This is a genomic window from Mesorhizobium sp. ESP6-5 (assembly GCF_020164695.1).
In the GTDB taxonomy this organism is placed as follows: Bacteria; Pseudomonadota; Alphaproteobacteria; order Rhizobiales; family Rhizobiaceae; genus Mesorhizobium; species Mesorhizobium australicum.
Genome location: NZ_JAIUGR010000004.1, coordinates 266077 through 290068 on the forward strand (window position 1 = coordinate 266077; position 23992 = coordinate 290068).

Annotated in this window: 25 protein-coding genes, 1 tRNA gene and 1 pseudogene; 11 read left to right on the forward strand and 16 right to left on the reverse strand. The window is 62.1% G+C overall.

Annotated features, from left to right (window positions below; all coding sequences use genetic code 11):
• Position 1: 1 nt before the first annotated feature.
• The 11 genes and pseudogenes from LB524_RS08200 to LB524_RS08245 all read right to left on the reverse strand — a co-directional run bounded on the left by LB524_RS08200 (position 2) and on the right by LB524_RS08245 (position 10970).
• Positions 2–754 carry a DUF4391 domain-containing protein gene (locus LB524_RS08200; RefSeq protein ID WP_224525142.1) on the reverse strand — a complete coding sequence of 251 codons (753 nt, stop codon included), beginning with the start codon at positions 752–754 and terminating at the stop codon, positions 2–4.
• Entirely contained in the window at positions 738–4022 is a 3285-nt protein-coding gene (locus LB524_RS08205) for a helicase-related protein (RefSeq protein WP_224525145.1), read from the reverse strand. Before LB524_RS08205 ends, LB524_RS08200 begins: the two co-directional genes overlap by 17 nt.
• A 562-nt stretch (positions 4023–4584) precedes the next feature.
• The gene (locus LB524_RS08210; RefSeq protein ID WP_224525148.1) at positions 4585–5067 is read right to left on the reverse strand and encodes a hypothetical protein; all 483 of its coding nucleotides are present in this window, start codon (positions 5065–5067) and stop codon (positions 4585–4587) included.
• Between the two features lie 5 nt (positions 5068–5072).
• Complete coding sequence (locus LB524_RS08215) at positions 5073–5843, reverse strand: phage/plasmid primase, P4 family (protein ID WP_224525151.1); 771 nt, start codon at positions 5841–5843, stop codon at positions 5073–5075.
• A 95-nt stretch (positions 5844–5938) separates the two neighbouring features.
• Positions 5939–6202, reverse strand: a pseudogene (locus LB524_RS29065) (primase C-terminal domain-containing protein); the annotation flags it as partial.
• Positions 6187–6663: a bifunctional DNA primase/polymerase gene (locus LB524_RS08225; RefSeq protein WP_224525167.1), complete on the reverse strand. Its 477-nt coding sequence runs from the start codon at positions 6661–6663 to the stop codon at positions 6187–6189. The gene LB524_RS08225 and the pseudogene LB524_RS29065, both read right to left, overlap by 16 nt.
• Before the next feature lie 819 nt (positions 6664–7482).
• The gene (locus LB524_RS28805; protein ID WP_318012219.1) at positions 7483–7677 is read right to left on the reverse strand and encodes a tyrosine-type recombinase/integrase; all 195 of its coding nucleotides are present in this window, start codon (positions 7675–7677) and stop codon (positions 7483–7485) included.
• Positions 7678–7709: 32 nt separating this feature from the next.
• Entirely contained in the window at positions 7710–8489 is a 780-nt protein-coding gene (locus LB524_RS28810; protein ID WP_263486537.1) for a tyrosine-type recombinase/integrase, read from the reverse strand.
• A gap of 104 nt (positions 8490–8593) precedes the next feature.
• Positions 8594–8670, reverse strand: a tRNA-Arg gene (locus LB524_RS08235).
• A 229-nt stretch (positions 8671–8899) separates the two neighbouring features.
• Positions 8900–9823 (reverse strand): DUF1003 domain-containing protein, encoded by a 924-nt coding sequence (locus LB524_RS08240; RefSeq protein WP_224525170.1) that lies wholly within the window; start codon positions 9821–9823, stop codon positions 8900–8902.
• 253 nt (positions 9824–10076) lie between these two features.
• A complete protein-coding gene (locus tag LB524_RS08245) occupies positions 10077–10970 on the reverse strand; it encodes a D-alanyl-D-alanine carboxypeptidase family protein (RefSeq protein WP_041163258.1) in 894 nt (297 codons plus the stop codon).
• A 256-nt stretch (positions 10971–11226) separates the two neighbouring features.
• Here LB524_RS08245 and LB524_RS08250 point away from each other — a divergent pair, with 256 nt between their 5' ends.
• From LB524_RS08250 to LB524_RS08265, 4 genes are all read left to right on the forward strand, one after another.
• On the forward strand, positions 11227–13038 hold the full coding sequence (locus LB524_RS08250) for a methyl-accepting chemotaxis protein (RefSeq protein WP_224525173.1): 1812 nt from the start codon (positions 11227–11229) through the stop codon (positions 13036–13038).
• Positions 13039–13154: 116 nt separating this feature from the next.
• Entirely contained in the window at positions 13155–14249 is a 1095-nt protein-coding gene (locus tag LB524_RS08255) for a hypothetical protein (protein WP_224525176.1), read from the forward strand.
• A 138-nt stretch (positions 14250–14387) separates the two neighbouring features.
• Positions 14388–15008 carry a nucleoside triphosphate hydrolase gene (locus tag LB524_RS08260; RefSeq protein WP_140615341.1) on the forward strand — a complete coding sequence of 207 codons (621 nt, stop codon included), beginning with the start codon at positions 14388–14390 and terminating at the stop codon, positions 15006–15008.
• A gap of 85 nt (positions 15009–15093) precedes the next feature.
• On the forward strand, positions 15094–15447 hold the full coding sequence (locus tag LB524_RS08265; RefSeq protein ID WP_224525186.1) for a hypothetical protein: 354 nt from the start codon (positions 15094–15096) through the stop codon (positions 15445–15447).
• Between the two features lie 26 nt (positions 15448–15473).
• On the opposite strand, the gene LB524_RS08270 is transcribed toward LB524_RS08265, so the two are convergent.
• The 3 genes from LB524_RS08270 to LB524_RS08280 all read right to left on the reverse strand — a co-directional run bounded on the left by LB524_RS08270 (position 15474) and on the right by LB524_RS08280 (position 17829).
• Complete coding sequence (locus LB524_RS08270; protein WP_140615337.1) at positions 15474–16178, reverse strand: glutathione S-transferase family protein; 705 nt, start codon at positions 16176–16178, stop codon at positions 15474–15476.
• A 183-nt stretch (positions 16179–16361) separates the two neighbouring features.
• Positions 16362–17570: a beta-ketoacyl-[acyl-carrier-protein] synthase family protein gene (locus tag LB524_RS08275; RefSeq protein WP_015314513.1), complete on the reverse strand. Its 1209-nt coding sequence runs from the start codon at positions 17568–17570 to the stop codon at positions 16362–16364.
• A gap of 4 nt (positions 17571–17574) precedes the next feature.
• On the reverse strand, positions 17575–17829 hold the full coding sequence (locus tag LB524_RS08280; protein WP_015314512.1) for an acyl carrier protein: 255 nt from the start codon (positions 17827–17829) through the stop codon (positions 17575–17577).
• Between the two features lie 202 nt (positions 17830–18031).
• Here LB524_RS08280 and LB524_RS08285 point away from each other — a divergent pair, with 202 nt between their 5' ends.
• The 5 genes from LB524_RS08285 to LB524_RS08305 are packed head-to-tail and all read left to right on the forward strand — an operon-like array spanning position 18032 to position 20395.
• The gene (locus tag LB524_RS08285) at positions 18032–18874 is read left to right on the forward strand and encodes an urease accessory protein UreD (protein WP_224525188.1); all 843 of its coding nucleotides are present in this window, start codon (positions 18032–18034) and stop codon (positions 18872–18874) included.
• Positions 18875–18902: 28 nt separating this feature from the next.
• On the forward strand, positions 18903–19205 hold the full coding sequence (locus tag LB524_RS08290; protein ID WP_015314510.1) for an urease subunit gamma: 303 nt from the start codon (positions 18903–18905) through the stop codon (positions 19203–19205).
• A gap of 10 nt (positions 19206–19215) precedes the next feature.
• Positions 19216–19470, forward strand: coding sequence for a DUF1272 domain-containing protein (locus LB524_RS08295; RefSeq protein WP_224525190.1), 255 nt, complete (start codon positions 19216–19218; stop codon positions 19468–19470).
• Between the two features lie 25 nt (positions 19471–19495).
• Positions 19496–20083, forward strand: coding sequence for a HupE/UreJ family protein (locus tag LB524_RS08300; protein WP_224525192.1), 588 nt, complete (start codon positions 19496–19498; stop codon positions 20081–20083).
• A 6-nt stretch (positions 20084–20089) separates the two neighbouring features.
• A complete protein-coding gene (locus LB524_RS08305) occupies positions 20090–20395 on the forward strand; it encodes an urease subunit beta (RefSeq protein WP_015314507.1) in 306 nt (101 codons plus the stop codon).
• Between the two features lie 53 nt (positions 20396–20448).
• Here LB524_RS08305 and LB524_RS08310 read toward each other — a convergent pair whose 3' ends face one another.
• Together LB524_RS08310 and LB524_RS08315 are read right to left on the reverse strand one after the other, a co-directional pair.
• Entirely contained in the window at positions 20449–20955 is a 507-nt protein-coding gene (locus tag LB524_RS08310; RefSeq protein ID WP_140660195.1) for a hypothetical protein, read from the reverse strand.
• A gap of 114 nt (positions 20956–21069) precedes the next feature.
• Positions 21070–21447 carry a hypothetical protein gene (locus LB524_RS08315; RefSeq protein ID WP_140615327.1) on the reverse strand — a complete coding sequence of 126 codons (378 nt, stop codon included), beginning with the start codon at positions 21445–21447 and terminating at the stop codon, positions 21070–21072.
• A 167-nt stretch (positions 21448–21614) separates the two neighbouring features.
• On the opposite strand from LB524_RS08315, the gene ureC reads away from it, so the two are divergent.
• Together ureC and LB524_RS08325 are read left to right on the forward strand one after the other, a co-directional pair.
• Positions 21615–23327 (forward strand): urease subunit alpha, encoded by a 1713-nt coding sequence (gene ureC / locus LB524_RS08320; protein WP_140719289.1) that lies wholly within the window; start codon positions 21615–21617, stop codon positions 23325–23327.
• A 158-nt stretch (positions 23328–23485) separates the two neighbouring features.
• A complete protein-coding gene (locus LB524_RS08325) occupies positions 23486–23974 on the forward strand; it encodes a DUF29 domain-containing protein (protein ID WP_140719287.1) in 489 nt (162 codons plus the stop codon).
• Positions 23975–23992: the final 18 nt, after the last annotated feature.

A 23992-nucleotide genomic window follows, 5' to 3' on the forward strand; every position in this document is an offset into this window, starting at 1 on the left:
CTTACTTGTCCGTCACAGCGCCGAAGGGATCGCCTGCGGTCAGCCACTCCAGTTCCTGTTTCGCCGCTCGCAGTTCGGCATTGATCGCCACGCGCTTGTTGAATTGCTTCTCGCGGGCGATCCGCGCCCGGATCCGCTCGATGTCGCGCGCCTTCGCCTTGATCGCCTCGGCCAACGCGATACGCGCCTCCAGCGAGACCGGAGCCACCCCTGGCGCGGCGGTGAAAGGCGCCTGCGGCGCTTCGCCCATGCCGGGGACCAGGCGTTCAGTCTGCGCGGTGACCAGCGGGCTCAGCAGTCGCTCGTAGAGCGAGCTCATATCCAGTGCTAGAGGAAACGGCGTGCGCGGTGTATCGTTGGCCAGCCACTGGGTCTCAAAATAGTCGCCTATCACCCGGCGGGTGCTGTCTGCCTCGCTCGGTCGCTTGTAGGCGGCAGCGAGCTTGACGCGGCCATTGTGGGTCAGCTCGAAGATCAACGGAAAGGGGACCGCCCGGTCGATGGCGCGCAGCACGTCGCGGTCCAATGTCGTGGTCTTGAGCGAGACGCGAAAGACCTGGATCTCGATCACCGTCTTGGTGGCGGGCAGGTTGATCGTCTCAGGAGCCAGCTTGTAGGACCAGACAATCTGGTCAACCTCGCGCACAAAAAGGTCCTTTAGCGCGGCGTTGGCGCCGGCGTGCTCGTATATCTTGTTCTTCGGCACGACGCGACCGAAGGCGGCGCTTTTGGGATAATCAAAGAAGGCCGTCATGCGCTGACCCCTCGATCACGACAAAGGCGATCAGCTCGAAATCATTCAACCCAGCGATGCTATGCACCAGCGCCGTAGTACGGCCACTGCTGAACAGGCTGTCGATATCCTTCTCTTCCTTCACTTCGATCATCGATCGGATGGCGCTGCTCAGCAGCTCGGAGTAACGATCCATCTTCCGGCCGTCCTGCGTGCGCTCGTTGAAGGTGCGGCAGACGTCGTGGATCGGTTCTGGCCGGCCTTTGCAGCTTGAACGGACGAGGTCGAGCAGGCGCTTCACCTCGGTGTGGTCAGCGACGATCTCGCCGTCATTGCCGATATAGACCAGATAGTAGGGGTGCAGCCGGTTCTGCTGGTTGATGTTGACGCTGTCGTGGATGTTCTTGAGCGCGAAGATCGCGCCCGGTCGAAGGCCCAGCTCAGGCTGCGCGGGAACAACTGCGTGCATACCGTTCGGCAGGTTGTCGAGTTCGCTGTGCTCCTTGACGTAGTTGAGCAGGTCCATCCGGAAGTCGTTGAGGCCGAGATCCGTGATCGAGATGCCGGTCTTCACATCCTCTAGCTCGATGACCTCTTCCTGAAGGCGCTTCAGTTGGTCCTTGCGATAGGCGATGTCGCTGCTCTTGGCGGTGAGGACATTGTCATCGCCGGTGGCGCTCACGTCGGCGATGACCATGCGGTTTTCGACGCGTTCTTTGAGGTTGATGTACTCGTCGAGCGAGATGTCAGGCCAATAGTTCACCAACTGGATTTGGGCGTTCTGCGACCCTATGCGGTCGATCCGGCCGAAGCGCTGAATGATGCGCACCGGGTTCCAGTGGATATCGTAGTTGACGAGATAGTCACAGTCCTGAAGGTTCTGGCCTTCGGAAATGCAGTCCGTTCCGATCAGGACATCCAGCTCGCCGGGCTCGTTGGGCAGAACGATAGTTTTCTCCTTGGATCGGGGCGAAAAGAGCGTAAGCACACCCTGAAAGTCATAGCTCTTCTTGAGCGTGGTTTTCGGCATGCCGGAGCCCGTCACCTTGCCGGTCTGCAATCCAAGCTGCTGCGCGAACGGCGCCAGATTGGCATAGAGGTAGTTCGCGGTATCGGCGAAGGCCGTGAAGATCAGAACCTTCCTGTTCCCAGGATTGAGGGGCTCGCGCACCTTCTGCCGGAGCACCTCCAAGAGGTGCTGAAGCTTGGCGTCATCGTCCGGTTCGACTTTGTCCATCGAGGCGGTCAGGTCCTCGATGAGCACGAGATCGGCCTTAAGATCATGCTTCCACGACGGCAGATCCATGTCGCCAAGGCTGATCTGCACCTTCTTGCCTACGGTGAAGTCGCCCAGTCCGGCCAAATCGTCGTCTTCATCGTCGAGCAACTCCTCGTCAGCCAGAAAATCGCTCACACTTAGCGTGCCGCCTGACCGCTCGAAATCGTGAATGGCATCCAAGGCTCGCGCGATGTTCCCGCTGAGCGAGCGCAAGGTGAGACGGAACGCTTCGACGGAGCTTTCGAGGCGCTTGAGCAGGTTGGTGGTCATCAGCGCCTGAAGGCTGCGTTCGCGATCGGCCTGCCGAAGCTTGCCCCGGCCACCCTCCACCTGGGTATCGTAAATCTCCTCGTATCTCCGGAGCCGGCTCGGAAGGATGTAACTGATGGGGGCATACACCGCGAGCTTCAGCAACGACAGTTGGGAGAAGATGTCGTTCAGGCCCATAACGTCCACCCGCTGCGTAATAGGACAGTGGAAGGACAGCGGCTTCCGGCGCTGGGGGAACTTGCCGATATCCTTCGTGTCGTAGAAGGTCTCGATGTGCCTGCGCGACCGGGCGATCGTCACGGCGTCGAGAAGCTCGAAGAAATCGAAATCCAGCGCCTTGAGGATCGAGGCTGCTGTCCGCTCGTCCGGAGGCAGCAACGTCCATGCGTTGAAAGCCTTCTGCGCACGGCGGAAGATTTCCTCGATGCTGGTTTGCGACTTCAGGTTCTGGCTGAGAGCCTCCGACTGCCCTTCGTAGGCGAGCGCGAGCTGGTTGCGCAGGTCGGTGAAGCGATTGTTCACCGGCGTCGCGGAGAGCATCAGGACCTTGGTCTTTACGCCTTCGCGGATGACGTTGTTCATCAGTTTCTGATAGCGAGTTTCCCGGTCCTTGAAGACATCGTTGTTCCGGAAATTGTGCGACTCATCGATCACGACGAGATCGTAATTCCCCCAGTTCACTCGGTTGAGCGGAATGCCGAAGGACTCGCCCGTCGTCCGCGACAGGTCGGTGTGGCAGAGGACATCGTAGTTGAAGCGGTCCTTGGCAAAAACGTTGGTCGTCAAGTTGGTATTGTAGTTCCGCCAGTTATCGGCGAGCTTCTTGGGGCAGAGCACCAGGACGGATCGGTTGCGTAGCTCGTAGTATTTGATCACGGCCAGCGCCGTGAATGTCTTGCCCAAACCGACACTGTCGGCAAGGATACAGCCGTTATAGGTTTCGAGCTTGTTGATGATGCCAGTGGCGGCGTCCTTCTGATAGTTGAAGAGCTTATTCCAGACCACGCTGTCGCGGTAGCCGGTAAGGTCGTTTGGCAAAACGTCTTCGTCGATGTCCTCGAGGAAGTCCTGGAAGATGTTGTACAACATCAGAAAGTAGATGCGCTCCGGCGAATTCTCTTGATAGACTGACTCGATGTGGTCGCAGATTGCGGCCGTGACATCCTCTAGCTTCTCCGGGTCTGACCAGATTTGATCGAACAGCTGGAGGTACATCTGCGTGTGGCTCGGATCGTCGAACCGAGTCACAAAATTCGAGACGGCGTCGCCTTTCTGGTAGCCGAGATCGACAGCGGTGAAGCCGCTGATCGGCATGTAGGCAATTCCGCTGTCGACGCTCGCCACATGCAGGAACTGCTGCATCGGGGCTTTCTTTGTATTCGACCGAAACCTGGCCTTCTTGCGGATCCAGTCGGCGCATTCGCGCGCCACGGCCCTTTGCGTCAGCTTGTTGCGGAGCTGTATTTCAAACTCCGTTCCGTAGAGGCCGCTCTCCCGCCGCGCTTTCGGGATGAAGAACTCCCGCCGCTCCTTGCGCAGGCGGTCCGTGACGTCTGCCGGCACGAACGTCGGAGCAGTGAAGATAAACTGAAGGCTTTCAATCTTGGAAAGCTCGACCTTGAGCGCTTCGAAGGCATAGATTGAGAAGCAGGACGCAGCAATCTTAACCCGCGCTCCGCGTTCGATCACGCCCTTCAGATCGTCTCCAAGCCGCTCCGAAATATTGTCGATGATCTTCATTTCGATTGTCGACGCTCAGCAGCGGCGACTGCCCCTCTCGTGACACCCCTGCCGGCTGGTCGCCGGCCAGACCTAGCGCCGAATTTTAGACGAACGGGTCCGCGGCCTTGATAAGGAACTCCGTTGACTGTTCGGTCGCCGGTTCAACTACCAGCCCTCTGCGCTCAAGCCAAGCATAGCTGACTTCCCATGGTGCGACGGAGCGATCAACGAGCCAACTCGTAACCTCATCTGGGCGATAGAAGACGCGGTTTCCCTTGCCTGAAACTGGCGGTTCTGGGTTGGGCCCGCTTTCGCGGACACGCCAGTTAGCCAACGACTGAAGACTGACCCCAAGCATCTTGGCAATCGTCCGGCTCGGAAGTGCCCGCCAAGGCGGATGTGGGGAACGTTCAATCTGCTCAGCTTGTTCAGATCGCGATGAGTTGAGCGTTGGTGAATGGTCCGGTGCTGGCATGTAGATAATGTAGTTTTTTCCTATTCTTTTTCCATCTCTTTCACAAGAGAATGAATAGGTAAATCACTACATTACCTACACCACCACCAGCAGCCTGACTCGCGACTATCTGGAATTATTACCGCGTTTCAGGCGAATGCCCTGCCATTCTTGCCCAGACGCGACCCGCTTTTGATGCAGAGAGGTAGTCCTCTCGATGGCGGCCTTGAACGATCGTTCGCTCATCGGCTTGATCCGTTCCAAAAGAGACCATGTCTCGTAGTCGCCATACAAGTCGCGGGCCATCACCCGACCGGCAGGCTCTAGGACACACCGATCCTCGAGGAAGCGAAGTGCCTGATTGTGGTGCTTCAGGATCTCCGCGGTCTTGCGCCTCACGGGTTCGGGAATGTCCAGTCCGCGAGACGTGTAGTCCTGGTATCCTTGCAGCAGCAGGTTCATGATGCCGGGAGCTTCCCCCATCAGCTTCTGCGGCAGATGCTTGTCGACGGCCCCATCAGGCACGACCCTGTCGAAGGGCACGAACAAAAGGCGGCGAGCGATACCGGCGTCGCTAGCGTCGAACAGCGGAGAAAAATTCGAGACCATCACAATTAAGGCGTTGAAATCGAACTCGAAGACTCTTTGTGCAGAAACCGGGCTTTCATCCGCTCTCCGCCTGTCATCCTTTTCATCAGCGCGGAGTCGAGCTTCTGGTCAGCACTAAGCTCCGACGTCGTGACCAGCCGAACCCCGCACAAGGCGGCGATATCATTGTTGATCGCCGGCTTGTTATTCTGCCTCATGAACGTCTCGGGGTTGGCAGTCGCCGCGTAAGAACCGAGTGCATGCCGAACGGCTTCGGCAATCGTGGATTTTCCATTCCTTCCTGGTCCCACGAACACGGCCAGTTTCTGCTCACCACCCCTTCCCGAGAGCGCATAGCCATAGAGGCGAAGCAGAAATTTGACGCTATCTTCATCAATGGCATCGTCGAGCGTGCGATGAAAATGCGGCGCTTGCGCCTTGGGATCATAGGCGTAGGGGAGGATTGTCCGAAGCCGGTCCGTGGGATCATGATCTCGGAGTTCCATAGATCGCAGGTCGAGCGTACCGTTTTGAAAGTTGAGGAGATCAGGGCAGTCAGGCCAGTCATCCACGTCGAGGAGCTCAGGCGCTGAGCGGGCCAGTTTGGCAATATTTGCGATCGGCGTGCTGCGACGCAAGGCTCGAAGCTGTTTGGTGCGCAAGGTCCGCATCTCGCCGGCCAGTGTCTGGTCGACGTCCAAGGCGTCATGCAACTCGCCGACCAGATCCTTGACGGACTCCTGCACGAAAAGGCCCTGCAGGTCCGATTTCCACACACCTGCATCAAAAGCAGCCAACCGAACGAGGGGCTGTACCGAAGCTTGTCTTCGGAGCGACGAGCGAAAATCTCCGCGACGCCCTGTTCAGTCAGATCCGATGCAGGCTCATAGCGAGACACACTCGCCGCAATGCCCTGAACTTCGGCGATGGGCAGAGGTCTTTCGAGACCATGGTTCACAATTCCCAGCTGGTTCTCGATATATTCGCGAGATGCCCCCCTGCGTCGAAGTCGTCCAGCGACGCTCGTCAGTGCAGTGTTTCTGTTGCCCTGCTGGATGGCCTGCTGCCCGGGAGCATGCTGCCTGCTGGACCTCGTTCCCAGGATAAGCTCAATGAGCCGCGGTGCTTCTGAAATAGTCATTAGAGGTTCACCCATTCGTAGGTCTGGCCACAGGCATGCATCGAGGGAGGTGCCACGATAAAGCCGCCTTCGCCCCGAATGTCGAGCCCAGGACCAAGCTTGCCCGCGCTATTGCGAACGTCTTCGTCAAGCGGATAGCGATAATAGAAGTGGAGCCCACCCGAACCGGACTTGGCGGTCAGCGTTTCCGGCAGTTCGATTTCTTGCCGCAGCCGCTCAAGCGACTCCATGCCGCCGTTCTTGTGATCAACGTCGAGAACAACGACACCCGACTGAGCTCCAGTTGCGATGCCGATGTTGGCGATAGGCCAGCGACTGAACCACGCGCCGATCTGAACCGGATCGGTCGTAGCCGCCTGTTGCCAAGCCGGGATGAGCGGCCTCTTTCCAGCTGCCGGCCCGCCCATCCGCGGACTGGCCACCGGCAGGATGCGGAAACCGAACGTCTCCGCGAGTTTGATTGCTTCATTTTGCATGGAAGACATGCCCTTTTTTGATTTCGACGTGACGGCATGTCGTAAGCGAATTTTGTTTTGAAGAGGCTGCTCCCGAGCTTTCCAAGCTTACCCTAGAGTATCACCCACATTCCTGCTCGAATGCTGCCAAGGTAGCCAGCGGAAGGCCATGCATCGCCCTCTTTTCCAAAGCCCCTGCTTAGCGCCGTGACGGGAGGAGGCAACACGGTACCACATGTCCTTCTCAAGCCGGCGCATCTCTTCGCTCTCCTCGATATCGATCCCAATGATCTCCCCGTCTATGAAGATGAGCTTCGTAGTCGAGGCTGCAACCATGGTGAGCTTTTGAGAAATCTCGGAAACCAATTCCTGGATACGCGTGTGAAGAGCGGCCAAAGCGATTGAGCGACAGGATTTCGGGTGTGGTAAGCAGAGCCACAGAGATGGTTGAAATCCGGTACCCACATCAAGTTGCAGGGGTCAGGCGATGCATGCCAGCCTCGCATTGTCTGCACCGCCCAAAATTGTTTGGAGAAGTCCTCGGGGAAAACGATCTTGTCGGCCCCGCCATTGTGAGTGATGACCAGATTACCGCGCTGATTGACGTCGATCTTGATGGCAATTCGCGGCTTTCGGCCCTCGTCCGACACGGTCCTTGACCAGTTGGTCGGATCCGACAGTTCAGCCACGTTGGCCCTTGAACAACCGTAATCCCTGTTCTCGCAATAGGCGATCAGGCCGTCCCAAGATGATCGGGTCCGACGCGAAGCCTGATATGATTTCGCCAGCTCCAGGAATTTCTCCGCTGATGCATCCAGTGACAGCAACCGTGCCAGTTTTCTACTCCGCATGGATAGGTTCCTTTGTTGATCTGACAAGTTTGCGGGCGATCGATCTGGCGGTGAAATGGGCATAGCGGACCAGCATGCGCGCGTCCTTGTGACCGCTGATCAGCGCCACTTCCGGCAGCGACAGACCCATTTCGAAAAAGCGGCTGATTGCTTCATGACGCAGGTCATGAAACCTCAAATCCACAATGCCGGCTCTCCGTTTCATTCGTTCCCAAGCTAGCCGCGCGGCATTCGGTGAAAAGGAAGTATACGGCCATCGTCCCGGGAGATTGCGCTGATCAGATCGCGCGCCGACGGTGAGAGTGGAACCGTCCGCTCTTCTCCATTCTTGGTTTCCCTGAGGTAGGCCAGCCGCCGATCGAGATCGACATTGCTCCACGTGAGCGACAGCAGTTCGCCACGTCGCATGCCAGTCTCCAGGGCGAGCAGGACGAGGGGTCTCAGGTATTTTGGGCCGCGATCGCATTCCCGCAAAATGGCTTCGAATTCGCCCGGCATGAGCCGTCGAGATCTCGCTCCGGCTTCGCGTGGTCGGGACACGTTCGAAAAGCATTGCTTTGGAACCGGGAATTGCCACTCATCCGCGGCCGTGCGCAGACAGTGCAGAAGGATCACCCTCTCACGCCTGACAGTCGATGGAGAGACGACCGAAAGCCTGTCGTCGCGGTAGCTCGCGATTTGCCGGGGTGTAAGGCGCTTCACGGAAACGTCAGCAATAGGATGCCGCTGGATCGCCCGCATATGAGCCAGTTCCGCTGCTCTGCCGCGTTTGTGCCGGGTGATTGCTTGGGAATACCGGTTGAGGAGGTCCTTCAGCCTGCAGGAACGCTCCTTCTGACCGTTTGCCCGCAACTCGCCCTCGTCGAAGCGGCCTTCCTGTTCTCTCGCCCACTTCGCGGCCTCGGCTTTCTTGCCGAACGATCTGGTGATCGCCCTGTGACCTTCCCGGCGGACCTGCGCCTGCCAGGTTCCGCCCCGCTTTCTGATTGATGCCATGCTTGTCCGTCCATTTGCTGTGACAACGTTGTGACAGGACGGGTATTGGGAGGGGGCATCGCGCAAAATTGGCGCGAAGATACCAATTAAATCAAAAGCTTGAGTGGCGCACCCGACAGGATTCGAACCTGTGACCTCTGCCTTCGGAGGGCAGCGCTCTATCCAGCTGAGCTACGGGTGCTTTCAGGGCGAAGAGCCCGGAAAACGAACCAGCCGGCGAACCGGCAAGTCACGGCTTCTTAGCGGAAGCGGGCGCGGGCTTCAACGGGCAATTGGCGGCGTTGCGAACTTGGCTTGATGCGTCTGGGCCTCGCGTACGGCATCCTGCTCTTCGCAGGCTCAGGGCGTTCGAAGCTCGAAAGGCCAAGCAGTTGGCTTTTCGTCCGCTACACGGACCACTCCTCACCCCTTCACTGCTCTACCGGGCTCTTCACCGGCCGCCGCCCGCGCACCGCCCGCTTTGCCTTCTTGGCGCTCGCCAGCTCATGCATGGCATCGAGCTGCATCTGCTGCATCTCGGCCAGCCGCGTCCATTGCCGCGAGATGAGGTAGTCGAGCTTTTCGTGCAGGTGGCGGACTTCCAGTTCGGCCTTGAGGTTGACGCGGTAGTCGTTGAAGGAGCGCAGCCGATCCTTGGCCTCCGTCCGTCTCTGGCTCATCATGATGATCGGCGCCTGGACGGCGGCGATGCAGGAGAGCAGCAGGTTGAGCAGGATGAAGGGGTAGGGGTCGAAGGCGCCCGCCATGCCCGCGATCAGGTTGATGCCGATCCACACCAGGAGCACACTGGCGAACGAGATCAGGAACCACCAGCTGCCGCCGAATGCGGCCATGTTGTCGGAAACGCGGTCGGCGAAGGAGCGGTGCTCCTCGAATTCTTCTTCACTGTTCTCCGAGATCGTGTCCTGCCGGGCGATCGATTCCACCACCTGGCGGTCGAGCTCGGAGAATTCGCCGTGCTCCTGCTGTAAGAGCTCCTCCATGTAGCGCATGCGGTAGCGGCCGAGCTCCTCGCGGCTGATGCGCGCGCCCTTGGGCAGGTCGGGGTGGTCCGAATGAATGCGGTCGGCGAGGCTCGGACGCAGCGTGTCGATGCGTACAAGGTCGCGCTTGCGGAATTTGCGGCCCGAGATCGCCGACGGCTTTTTCTTGGGCTTCAGCCGCGATGCGCCGGGACCTGATGGCTCGGAGTCCGGCACTTCGGGCGTGTCGAAATGCTCGTCGGAAACCTCGTGCGAATCCTCTTGCGTGGTCGGCGCCTCGAAATACTCGCCGCCGCTGTCGTTCTCATTGTCGGCCGACTTCTGCTCGGATGCCTTGGGAACGGTGCTCATGATGGGCTCCTGCGCTGTAAGTTAGGATACGCTGAGGCGACGGCGCCTATCCACTGTCGGATTCGCAGCCTATGCCACGTCTTCCGCACGATTGCGTGACAGTCGCAAGACGATAGCCGGCTGCAAGGTTTTTACAGTGACCAAGGCACGACTTGGGTCGGCGTCCGCCCAAGGGCGGACCGTGTCTTCACCGTTCATCGTTCACAAAGCCAGGCAATTGGCTTTTTGTCCGCTGCGCGGATCACGCCTCACTTCACTGCTGTTCGGCGAACATCAGCCTGGTCTTGGTGTCGGCCATGGTGGGCGACAGGCTGCGCTGGATCAGCGCTTCGACATGGTCGTTGCGCTGGCGGGCACTGTCGGCGCCCATCACCACCACGATCAGCTGGCGGCCGTCGGCATCGTAGGAGGTGACGATGTTGAAGCCGGAAGCCCTGATATAGCCTGTCTTGATGCCGTTCACGCCGCGCACGCGGCCGAGCATGTCATTATGGCCGCGCACCAGCCGGCCGCGAAACATGAAGTCGCTTTCGGAGAAATAATGGAAGTGCTGCGGGAAGCGCCGCTGCAGTGACATGCCGAGCACCGCCATGTCGTGGGCGGTCGTCATCTGGCCGTCGTCGGGCAGGCCCGATGCGTTGCGGAAGGTGGTGCTGCTCATGCCGAGCTGGCGCGCCTTGGATGTCATCATGGCGGCGAACTGGTCTTCCGAGCCGCCGAGATATTCGCCCACCGCCACGGCCACGTCGTTGGCCGATTTGACGACGATGGCGCGGATGGCGGAATCGACGTCGATCGTCTCCCCGCGCCGGAAACGCATCTTGGTCGGCGGCTGCGAGGCGGCGTGGTCGGAAACCGGGATTTGCGTTTCCTTGGTGACGCGGCCGGTCTCCATCGCCTCGAACAGCAGATAGAGCGTCATCATCTTGGTCAGCGAGGCCGGATAACGCTGCGCCGTCGAATTGACCTCGAACAGCTGCTTGCCGCTCTTTCCGTCGACGACGATGGCCGCGTATTTCTGCGGCGGCGCCGGCACGGCCAGAACGCTGTCGGGCGGGGCCGTGGTCGAGCAGCCGGCCGTCAGGGCCGCCAGGGCCAGGACAGCCAGGATTTTCTGGAAGAGCGGAAAGAGACGCGGCAAGGACAAGGGCTGGACTGTTCTGGCGATGCTGTTGCTGAGATAAGGCGAAGCTAACGTAACGCGGCGGGTGCGTCCATTTGGTTAATGCCGGTTAGCCCCGGGAATGTCGAGTGCCGGCGCGACCTGTTTCCCCACCCGCCAAAGCGGGGAAGAGGAACCAGGCCTTGCCACCGCCCGAAATCGCCCGTTTCCTGTCTTTCCTTGCCAAAGCAGCGTTTCCCGTGGGAAGGAGCGTGGCATCTGGCGGCAGGGGGGCTCGCAAATGGCTGACATTGGGGCTGGCGCCGCGCCGTCATTGATCAGGGCGTCGCTCAGCCGCACCGGCAAATGGGCCGGGAGCATCGCCTTCATCGGCGGCGCCGTTTCCGACATCCTCAACCCGCTGGCGCCGTTTGCCGCCTATATCGCGCTGGCTGCCTCGATCGCGGCCGTCGTCATCGCCATTGCCATCGTGCTCAGGCTCGTGCTGGCGGCCAAGGCGCTGCCGGCGCTGGTGTTCGCCACCAGTGCGGCGGCGGTTGCCGGCGGCGTCTACGCCGTGCAGAAGGAGACCAATTCGCAGAACGGCATCATCGCCAGCCTGGTGCCGGCGATCGCGCAACTGCAGCAGTCGATGGGCATCGTCGCCGAAAAGGTGGCCAGGATCGAGCAGACGGTCACGCAAACCCAGAAGACCGTCGAAGAGGTCAAGAAATCGACCGACACGGTTGCCCAGAAAACCGATCAGATCGCCTCCGCCCAGCAGCAGCAAGCGGCCCAAGGCGCCGCGACGCAAAGGACCGTCGAAGCGGTCAAGCAAACCACCGAGACACTCGTGGGCGGCCAGCAGCAGCAAGTGGCCCAGGCCGAAAAGCTTCAGGCGACGACTGAGCAGATCGCCGCCTCGATCGACACGATAGCCAAGGAGTTTGCCACCTTGGCCGCGCAAGGCGGCGCCATCGCCGAGCCGAAGCGGCCGGACGAGTTCTACCACAATGCCCGCGTCTACGAGCTCTCGGGCGACATGCTCAACGCGCGGCGCTCCTACCTCGCCTTTGCCGGCCTCGATGTCGATGCCATCGACCCCTATACGCGCTTTGCCACACTTCTGCGGGTCCAGGATGGCAAGGCCGGCGCCCGCGAGGTGTTCGGCCAGCTCGCGGAGAAAGCCAAGGCGCCATCGATCAAGCTCGTCCACCTGCTGCAGTTCGACGATACCCAGCGGCTCGACAAGCTCAACGCCTTCATCGCGGCCAATCCGGACTATGCGCCGGCCTATTTCCTGTTGGCGCAGGAGTTCTCGGAGGATCGGCTCGGCAGCCAGACGCTGGCCGATAAGCGCAGCGAAGCCCAGGCGCTGACCAAGTTCGTCTCTTACGAGAAGCATGGCGGGCTGCTCGGATATTTCGTCGACCAGACCCAGCTTGCCGACTGGCTGGACCGCGGCCGCAGCCGGCTGGCGGCCCTTGGCGACGTGCTCGACCCCGCCCGCTTTGCGCCGTCGCTGACGCCGATGCGTTCCAACCAGGGCTGGTCGATGACCATTTCGCTGCCCGAGCCGGCGACCGCGATATCCTGGCGTCTTGGCGGCAGCGGTCCCTTCACCGACACCGGCCTGCTGGCGCTCAACGACCAGCGAACCGGCAAGCCGATGCCCAATCCGAGCTTCGAATTGCCCGACAGCACGGCGCAGACCACGATCGCGATCAAATACCTCGACATCAGGGGGCGCGAGACAGGCCCGTTCGACATAGGCTTCGACCCGGATGCCGCCCTGCAACAGGGCAACAAGCAGATCCTCGACCAGTTCTGGACCTCATGGATCGCCTTCGACGCCAGCGGCAATCATGGGCTGGTCTATTTCACGCAGATGCTGTCCTACCGCTGCGCCATCAAGGAAGTGCATTACAGCCTGAATGGTGCCGCGCTCGACAAGACCCTTCCCATACCGCCCTGCAATGCCAGGGATCCCTACGCCATCCCCGATGATTTCCAGCCCTATTTCAAGGTCGCCGAAGGCGTGACCTCGATGTCGGTGCAGGTGACCTATACCGACGGGACGAAATCGCCGGTGCGGGACTACAAGCGGCAATAGGGCTGGCATTTTCCGACGAAGCGAGCGCGAAACCGATGCAAAATACGCGCCCGCGCGCTTGCGCGGTGCGCCGAACGGGTTCTTCTTGGCACCCTTCGGATTCGGGTGAGAGAGCCATGGATACAGTCACGATCAACGCCAAGGGCATTTCGGTTTCGCTCGACCTCACGGTCGGCCACATCGCCGACATGATCATCGAGAGCGGCGCGCGCCGATTGAAGCCGCTGCACCGCGCACCCTGGGTCGACGCGGGCGAGACGCTGCCTCCAGACCTGCCGCGGGGCACCGTCCGGCTCTCCGGCGACTTTCTGTGCGCGCCGTTTTCGCGCAGCGATGTCGAGGAGGCGCCGCTGCATGGCTGGCCGGCCAACAGCGCCTGGGATGTGGTTGACAGCGGCGCCACGGATGGCGGCTGGCGCGCGGTTTTCCGGCTGCGCCACAAGGTGATGGGCGCCAGCGTCGACAAGATTTTCACGCTGCGCGACGACCATCCTTTCCTCTACCAGGAACATGTGTTTTCCGGCGGGTCCGGCGCGATCTCGGTCGCCCATCACCCGATGACGGCAATGAAAGGCGGCGGCAGGCTGGCTTTCTCGCCGAAGCGGTTTGCCGCCACGCCAGCCGACCCGCTGGAGCCGGACCCCGTGCGCGGCCGCTTCATGCTGGCCTACCCCGGTCGGTCGTCGGACCTCGGGCATTTCCCTGCTGCCGGCGGCGGCACGCTCGATCTGGCGGATTACCGCATGGATGACCGGCGCGAGGATTTCCTCACCCTGGTCGAGGCCGACCATGGCGGGCCGGGCTGGACCGCGCTGGCGCGCCAGGCCGAGGACGATTTGGTGCTGGTGCTGAAGAACCCGGCCGAACTGCCTGTTACCATGCTCTGGTTCAGCAATGGCGGGCGCGACTACGCGCCGTGGAGCGGCCGCCATCTCGGCGTGCTCGGCATCGAGGATGGGCGCACCGCGGTCGGCCACGCCGCCTCGCTTGGCGACAACTGGCTGAAGCGCGAGGGCGTGGCGACCGCGTTCGAGCTCGGCCAGGATCGCGTCTCGTTCCGCCATGTCATCGGTGCGTTGCCCCTGTCGGGTGGCGGGCCTCCGCGCGCGATCACCACGGCGGGTGGCCACCTGCGGTTGGCTGGCGCCGCGGCATCGGAGGTCCCGTTCGATAGCGAATTTCTGCGTATCGGCCAGCCAGCGGCGCGCTGAAGACAAAGCCGTAACGGACTAATCGCAGTCGCCACTGCTGACTCCACAACCGGTCGCTCTAAATCGTGCAAATCGCGGTTTGAAATTTCAAGCGACCGCCGACAAGATGCGTCCAAAATCTGCGGAAGGAGCCGAAAAATGTCCGAAATCGCCCACCTCGCCGCCACCATCTTCAAGCGTGCCGGCAAGGCAAATCGCTTCATCGTCGCCATTGCCGGGCCGCCGGGCGCCGGCAAGTCGACACTGTCGGCAAGCCTGCATGACCTTTTGCCGGAAGGCGCGGTGGAGGTCGTGCCCATGGACGGCTTCCACTATGACGACATCGTGCTCGAGCGGCGCGGTCTGCGGGCGCGAAAGGGCGCGCCCGACACGTTCGACTTTGGCGGCTTCGAGACGCTTTTGAAGCGCATCCGCGCCGGCGAGGCCGAGATTGCCATTCCGGTGTTCGACCGCGGCATGGAATTGTCGCGCGCCGCCGCGGCAATTGTCGGCGCCGAGACCAAGTTCATCCTGGTGGAAGGCAATTACCTGCTGCTAGACGAGGAGCCGTGGTCGCGCCTGGCGCCGCTGTTCGATTTCTCGATCTTCGTCGACGTGCCGCGCAACGAGCTCGAACGCCGCCTGATGGAACGCTGGCACGAGCATGGACGGTCCGAGGCGGATGCGCGCGCCTGGATCGCCTCCAACGACATGCCCAACATCGAACGCGTGCTTGCGCGGCGCCGGGCGGCCGACCTGGTCTTTGGTCAACCCGGTTAATTTTCAGTATTTTTCGGCCGGAACCTTAAGACTTACAACGCGTTATCCCGATCAGGCAATCATGCCAGAAGAGGGATTCCGTCCGATGGCAACAAACGCAAAAAAGCCCGCCAGGGGCAAGTCGGCACAACCGAGGGCGCAGTCGACGGCCGGGGCTGGCCCGGCGATCGCCCAGCGCTCCAAGGATGCGAAGGCCTTCGGCAAGGCGGCGCCGAAAAAAGTCGTGCCAGGGTCGAAAGCGACCGTGCCGAAAGCGGCCGCCAAGCCCGCCCAGGCGAAGAAGCCGGCCCCAGCCGGCGGCTCGAAAGCAGGCGGCGGCTCGAAGGTTCGCACCGCGGCCAATGTCGCCGCTGGCGCGGTCGTGGCCACGGCGCGTGGCGTGGCATCCCTTGCCGCCTCCGTGGTCGGCAGGGGCGGGCCCAAGGCGAAAGCAAAGTAGGCCGCTCTTCCCGTGGGCTGACGGGTTCAGCCTCGCGCCGGAATGGTCAGGCCTTTCTGCACCGCCGGCCGCGCCAGGCCTCGCTCCAGCCAGGCTGCCAGATTGGCGAAATCGTCGAAGCCGACCAGATCGCGGGCTTCGTAGAAGCCGATCAGGTTGCGCACCCAGCCGAGCAGCGAGATGTCGGCGATGGTGTAGTCATTGTCCATGATCCACTTGCGGCCCTTCAGCCTGACGTCGAGAACGCCGAGCAGGCGGCGCGATTCGTCGCGGTAGCGCTCCAGCGGCCGCTTGTCGGCGATCTCGCGGCCGGCGAATTTGTGGAAGAACCCGACCTGGCCGAACATCGGCCCAATCGCCGCCATCTGGAAGAAGACCCACTGGATCGTCTCGTAGCGCCGCGCCGCGTCGACAGGCATGAGCAGGCCGGTCTTTTCCGCCAGGTAGAGCAGGATCGCACCGGATTCGAACAGGCCGATCGGCGCACCGTCCGGTCCGTCGGGATCGATGATCGCCGGGATCTTGCCGTTGGGATTGAGCGACAGGAATTCCGGGGTCCAGCTCTCGTTCTTGCCGATGTTGATCAGGTGCGGCTCATAGGGCAGGCCGATTTCCTCCAGCGCGATCGAGATCTTCACGCCGTTCGGCGTCGTTGCCGAATAGAGCTGGATCTGGTCCGGATGCTTGGCCGGCCAGCGGCTTGCGATCGGAAAGGCGGACAGGTCGGCCATCGGGAACTCCTGATCGGGGGGATGCGCACCAAGCGGTGCGATATTGGCGGGTCGGCCAAGAATTAGGGCTGCGGCGAGGCCGGATCAATATGGCGGCGCCGCTTTCACCCCGCACGGGCAGTCACCCAACTCGCACCGCGCGAACGGTGGGGACCGGCCCGGGCAGGTGGCAAACGCCCGGGGTCAGATTGCCTTGAAGGCCAGCACCGCGTTGGTGCCGCCAAAGGCAAAGCCATTGCTGATGGCGGCGCGCACCTTGCGCTCGCGCGCGACATTCGGCGTGACGTCGAGATCGCAGTCGGGATCGGCCTCGCGGTAATTCGCCGTTGGCGGCACAACGCCTTCGCGGATCGCCATGACGCAGGCGATCATCTCCAGCCCGCCCGAGGCGCCGAGGCAATGCGCGTGCATCGACTTGGTCGAGGAGACGGATAGCGCGCGCGCATGGTCGCCGAAGACGCGCTTGATCGCGAGAGTTTCGATCTGGTCGTTGGCCTTGGTGCCGGTGCCGTGCGCGTTAAGGTAGTCGATGTCTTCGGGATTGAGCCCGGCATCCGCCAGGCAGAAGCGCATCGCCGCTTCCGGCCCCTCGACGGTCGGCGCGACGATATCGGAGGCATCGGCCGAAAGGCCGGCGCCGGCGATTTCAGCCAAAATGGTGGCGCCGCGCGCCATCGCATGGTCGTAGCTTTCCAGAACCGCCATGCCGGCGCCTTCGCCCAGCACCAGCCCTTGGCGGTCGGCCGAGAACGGCCTGCATGTGTCGGGCGAAAGCACACGCAGCGCCTCCCAGCCCTTCAGCACGCCCCACACCAGCGGCGCATCGGTGCCCCCGGCCACCATCACGTCGGCGCGCCCGAGCCTGATCTGGTCGACCGCCGATGCGATGGCATGATTGGCAGACGAACAGGCCGAAGTGACGCCGAACACCGGTCCGCGCAAACCCAGATGCATGCTGACCTGACCGGCGGCGGCGCCCGGCATCACTCTTGGAACGGTGAAGATACCGGCGCGATTCTTGCCCTCGAGCAGGATGGCGCGATAATTCTCCTCGACGGTCTCGAAGCCGCAGACGCCAACACCGACAATGGTTCCCATCCGATAGGTGTTGTCCGCATGCGGGACCAATCCGGACTGCCGCATGGCTTCTTTCGCCGCTAGCACCGCCAGCAGGCTGAAGCGATCCATCGACACCAGTTGCTTGCGCTCGATGCCGTGATCCGGCAGGGCTTTGATCTCGCAGCCGGTCTTGACCTTCAGGTCGTGCAGGAAGGGGTTGTCGATCGGGCCAATCGCCGACCGGCCGGCCCGCATCTCGGCCCAGATTGCCTGCGCATCGGTGCCCAATCCGCACAGTCCACCGATGCCGGTAATGACGACGCGCTTCAGCATTCGGTCAGGCTTTTTTCGCGATCAGCGCGCGAACGGCCTCGACCATGTCGCCGACGTTCTTCAGGTTGCTCCAGGCGTCGACCGTGTTCATCTCGATCTCGATGCCATATTGCTCCTCGAGGTCGAAGATGATCTCGGTCAGCTCCAGCGAATGGATGCCGAGCGCCGTCAATTCGGTTGTGGTGGTGATTTCCTCGCCGCCCGGCTCGGCATGGGCCTTGATCTTCTCGATGATGTCCGCTGCCAGCTGGTCAGCCATTCGGTTTCTTCCCCACTGTGTCGTTTCCCGACGCCAACTGAACGGCGCCTTCTTGTCCTCGATATCAGGCCGCGATCTTCGCCTTATCCCTCCGCCAAGCGTCGCCTGACCGTACCAAGGTGGTTCCCTCTATAGAAACGGAAACGCCATCAAGCAACAAGCTATATGTCGACAAAAGCGCCACAGTGCTTAACCTGACGGCGTGGATACGATCGAAAATACGAAGTTTTCAGGTCAGCTGGCCCAGCGCGCGGCGGGCAAGGCGCGGCTAGGTTGCGCCAGCATTGACGGCCGCACGCGGCTGCGGCGCCTCTATCAGGACGGCTCCGCCAAGATAAGGCTGCCGTATGTTTCGGCCGGCCCGCTGGAGGCCGTCCTGATCAACACCGCCGGCGGGCTGACCGGCGGCGACCGCCTCGGCTGGGATGTCGATGTCGGCCCGCATGCCAGCGCGGGGATAACGACCCAGGCCTGCGAAAAAGTCTATCGCGCCGCATCGGACCATGCCGAAGTCCGGGTCAGGCTGACCGTCGGAGAGAACGGCAGCATCGCCTGGCTGCCGCAGGAAACCATCGTCTTCGATCGCGCCGCGTTTGTCCGTACGTTGGACGTCGAGCTTGCCGCGGGGGCCGAGGCGCTGGTGCTGGAAGCGGCCGTCTTCGGCCGCCTGGCCATGGGCGAACGTGCCACACAGGGCACTTTTCGCGACCGCTGGCGTATCCGCAGGGAAGGAACCCTCATCCACGCCGAGGATTTCCGCATCGGACCTGATATCGCCGACATCATGGCCCGTCCGGCGATAGCAAATGACGCGATCGCCGTGGCTACGCTGCTGCTGGTGTCGCCGCGCGCGGAAGCCCTGCTCGACCAGGCCAGGGAGATCATTGGCGACCGGGGTGGCGCCAGCGTCTGGACCGTGAAGACATCTGGCAAGCTTCTTGCGAGGCTTTACGCCGAGGACGGCTACCAGCTGCGCCAGCGGCTGGTCCCGCTCGTCGGATTGCTCAACGGAAAAGCGGGGCTGCCCAAATTATGGTCATTGTGACTGTGTCCGCATCACTTCAGGAAGACGCATGAACCTGACGCCAAGGGAAAAGGACAAGCTGCTGATCGCCATGGCGGCGATCGTGGCGCGCAAGCGGCTGGAGCGCGGCGTCAAGCTCAATCATCCAGAAGCGATCGCGCTGATCACCGATTTCGTCGTCGAGGGCGCCCGCGATGGCCGCCCGGTGGCCGAGCTGATGGAGGCCGGCGCCCATGTCGTCAGCCGCGCGCAGGTGATGGAAGGCATTGCCGAGATGATCCATGACGTACAGGTGGAAGCGACCTTTCCCGACGGCACCAAGCTGGTGACCGTGCACGAACCGATCCGGTGAGGAGAGAGACATGCTTGAACTGCGCCCGAACTGTGAATGCTGTGACAAGGACCTGCCGCCGGAAGCGACGGATGCGCGGATCTGCACCTTCGAGTGCACCTTTTGCGCCGGCTGCGTCGAAAGCGTGCTTGGCGGCGTCTGCCCAAATTGCGGCGGCAATTTTACGGCCCGGCCGATCCGCCCCGCCGCGATGCAGAAGAAACATCCGGCTTCGACCAAACGCGTGCTCAAGGCCGAGGGCTGTGGCCCCCGCAAGGCCGCGTGACACCGCAAAACGAAAGGCAAGTAAAATGATCCCTGTCAAACGCCTGTGCCTCTCGGCGATCCTGCTCGTGGCGGCGGCCATGCCTGCCTACGCCCATGTCGGCACCGGCACGACCTCCTCCGCCATGGCCGGCTTCACGCATCCGCTGTCGGGCCTCGACCACATGACGGTGATGCTCGCCGTCGGTCTGTGGGCAGCCCTCAAGGGCGGCAAGGCGATCTGGGTCTGGCCGGCGGCGTTCGTCGGCGTCATGCTCGGTGGCGCGGCCCTGGGCACGGCCCATGTGCCGCTGCCCTTCGTCGAGCCGGGTATACTGGCCTCCGTCGTGGCGCTCGGCCTGCTGGTGGCGCTGGCCGTCGATCTGCCTGTTTCGGCCGGTGTCGCCATCATCGGCCTGTTCGCGCTGTTGCACGGCCATGCCCATGGCACGGAAGTGCCGGAAAATGCCGGCGGCCTCGAATATATGGCCGGTTTTGCCGTCGCCACCGTGCTGCTCCATGCGATCGGCATCGCCGTCGGGCTTGGCCTCGGCATGAGGTCCCGCGGCGTGGCCCGCGTCATGGGCGCCGCCTGCGCGGCGATCGGCATCGGCCTCGCCTTCGGCGTCGTGTGAGGACCCATGATCCCAGGCGAAATCATCCCCGTTCAAGGCGACATCGAGCTCAACAAGGGTCTGCCGACCGTCATCCTGAAAGTGGCCAACAGTGGGGACCGACCGGTCCAGGTCGGCAGCCACTATCATTTCTACGAAACCAATGAGGCGCTGAAATTCGATCGTGAACGGGCGCGCGGCATGCGCCTCGACATCGCCGCCGGCACCGCAACGCGCTTCGAGCCGGGGCAGGAACGGGACGTCACGCTGGTGCCGCTTGGCGGCAAGCGTGAAATCCATGGCTTCCAGCAGAAGGTGATGGGCAAGCTGTGAGGGCTTCTTATGCGTGGCCGGCAAGGCCAGCGCGCGCAAGCGCTGCGTGGGGCTCAGCCCGAGGGCTTGGCGGCCGCATAGATGACGATCTTTCCCGGATCGTCGAACTCCACGGCGAGAACGTCCTGTGCAAGGACGCGCCGCGAATCGAGGGCATTGAAAAGCAGGGCGTTGGCCTCGATCTCCTTGCGCAGCTCAGTGACATCGTCCTGATGCTGCCGAACCTTGTTCTCGATGGCCGGCGGCGGGCCGCCTTCGCTGCGCGCCGCGTCGGTGAGGAACACGATATCGACCTTGTCGAGCTTGGACGTCTTGCGCACCGTGCTGATGTTTTCGCGCGTGCGGTCGATCGCCGAACTGACTTTTCCGATTTCAGCGGTCGTCTTGGCCTCTTCCTGGTTAACTTGCGATCCGACGATGCGGTCGACGGTCTCGGGACTTTCCAGGCCCTGCGCGTTGAGCGCCGCCCGCGGGACACTCGCCGCCAGAAACGCAGCCGCGGCAATGACATGCAACCATCGCGCATGGCATCGGGGATCGGGCAGGGTGGTGAGGGTCATCGTTCGCTTTCGCAGTTCGCTTCAAGGCCTTTGAAACGAAACGTCCCCAGCCCTGTCACGGTTCCCTCTCCGGTTCGGTGGGCGGACCGGATACCGGCCCGCCGCGCCGGTTCGTCAGCTGGCTTTCTTGGTGATCAGGGTCAGCGCGCCGTTCGGCTCCATGCTGGCCGCGACCACCTGGGCCGACGTCATGCCCTTGGCCTGGAGGGCGGATTTCACCTTGGGGGTGGCATCGATCGAACTGCGCAATTTCTGCAGGCCGGCATCGCCACGCTGGGCAATGACCTGGTTGACCTGCGTCTGGGTGTCCTTCGGCAACTCGCTGATGTCGATCACGTTGACGCTCTGGATCGCCGGCGCGGCCTGCTGACCGCCGGGCGCGGCTGGAGCCGGCGTAGTCGGGGCGGGCTGTTGCGCGGGCTGCTGCTGGGCGCTGGCGGCACCCGCCAGCATCAGGCTGGCGGCGGCTGCAAGAATTATCGCTTTGCGCATGGATTTTCCTTCCATCGATTTGGCAAACGGTCGTTTTGGGGTGACCCTTCCACCTCAACCGCCAAATGGGTCCGGAAGGTGTCGCCCAGCGGGTCATTGCGTGACCATTGGAGGGCGGCAATGTGCAGCCCGGCTTCACCAACACCGCATTTCGGGAGCAACCGCTGATGGCCAGACTAACGCGTGCCGCCTACGCCCAGATGTATGGCCCGACGGTCGGCGACAAGGTGCGGCTTGCCGACACCGAACTCTTCATCGAGGTCGAGAAGGATTTCACCATCCATGGCGAGGAGGTGAAATTCGGCGGCGGCAAGGTCATTCGCGACGGCATGGGTCAGAGCCAGGTTTCCCGTGCCCAAGGTGCGGTCGACACCGTCATCACCAATGCGCTGGTGATCGATGCCAGCGCCGGCATTTTCAAGGCCGATATAGGTTTAAGGGATGGCCGCATCGCGGCCATCGGCAAGGCCGGCAATCCGGACACGCAGGACGGCGTCACCATCATCATCGGCCCCGGCACGGAAATCATCGCCGGCGAGGGCAAGATCCTGACCCCGGGCGGCTTCGACGCGCATATCCACTTCATCTGCCCGCAGCAGATCGAGGAAGCGCTTATGTCGGGCATCACCACCATGCTCGGCGGCGGGACCGGTCCGGCGCATGGCACGCTGGCAACGACCTGCACACCGGGGCCGTGGCACATGGCACGCATGATCCAGTCCTTCGACGCCTTCCCGATGAATATCGGCCTGTCGGGCAAGGGCAATGCCTCGCTGCCGGCCGCGCTCGAGGAGATGGTGCTGGGCGGCGCCTGCTCGCTCAAGCTGCACGAGGACTGGGGCACGACGCCGGCGGCGATCGACTGCTGCCTGTCTGTGGCCGACGATTACGACGTGCAGGTGATGATCCACACCGACACGCTCAACGAGAGCGGCTTTGTCGAGAACACGGTGGCGGCGATCAAGGGCCGCACCATCCATGCCTTCCACACCGAGGGCGCCGGTGGCGGCCATGCGCCTGATATCATCAAGGTCTGCGGCCTGCCCAACGTCATCCCGTCCTCGACAAACCCGACGCGGCCCTACACAGTCAACACGCTCGCCGAGCATCTCGACATGCTGATGGTCTGCCACCATCTGTCGCCGTCGATCCCCGAGGACATCGCCTTTGCCGAAAGCCGCATCCGCAAGGAGACCATCGCGGCCGAGGACATCCTGCACGACATCGGCGCCTTCTCGATCATCTCGTCGGACAGCCAGGCCATGGGCCGCGTCGGCGAGGTGGCGATCCGCACCTGGCAGACGGCCGACAAGATGAAGCGCCAGCGCGGGTCATTGCCGCAGGAGACGGGCGACAACGACAATTTCCGCGTCCGCCGCTACATCGCCAAATACACCATCAATCCGGCCGTCGCGCACGGCCTGTCGAAGGACATCGGCTCGATCGAGGTCGGCAAACGCGCCGATCTCGTGCTGTGGAACCCGGCCTTCTTCGGCGTCAAGCCGGACATGGTGCTGATCGGCGGCATGATAGCGGCCGCCCCGATGGGCGACCCCAACGCGTCGATCCCGACGCCGCAGCCGATGCACTACCGGCCGATGTTCGGCGCCTATGGCAAAGCCCGCACCAGTTCGTCGGTGACCTTCGTTTCGAAGGCCGCGCTCGAGTCCGGTTTGCACGGCCGGCTCGGCGTCGACAAGCAGTTCGTCGCCGTCGAAAACACGCGCGCCGGCATCGGCAAGCACTCGATGGTGCTCAACGACGCCACGCCGCATATCGAGGTCGATCCGGAAACCTACGAAGTTCGCGCCGATGGCGAACTCTTGACCTGCGAACCAGCGACCGTGCTGCCGATGGCGCAAAGGTACTTTCTGTTTTGAGACGTTCCGCTGAAATTCATGAATGGGCAATGAACTGCCATGAAAGCGCATGCGCTTCGTCAACTGCGGCAGCGGAATGTTGCGCCATGGGTTCGGATAACGGTCTACCTTTTCCGTCTGGCTTGGAAATTACGTGCTTTGAGAGCAATATCACTTAAATGAACAAGATTTTTCGAAAACAGCAATTGACGCCCTATGAGGCCGATTATGCTCAGTGGTGCGCCGAGCAAGGCGCGCTGTTGCGCGAAGGTCGCCTCTCAGACCTCGATCGCGATAACCTGGCGGAGGAGATCGAGAGCTTGGGGCGGAGCGACAAAAGAGAAATTGCGAGTAGACTTGGCACCTTGCTCCTGCATTTGCTCAAATGGGAATTTCAGCCCGAAAGGCGCAAAACTGGATGGTTGCTGACCATCCGCGAGCAGCGATTTCAGATCGAAGATCTGCTCGATGAAAGCCCTAGCTTGAAAGCCTATCCGGGACAGCGGCTCGGACGAGAATTCAAAATAGCGAGATTGAAGGCGGCGGACGAGACCGGCCTGAGGGAGGGCAATTTCCCCGCGGACTGTCCGTATTCGATCAGGGAAATTCTCGACCATGACTATTTTCCCGGCACGCCGTGGTCATCGGATCAGCTTATTCGCGAATAGCACCACGTGGTCCGCTAG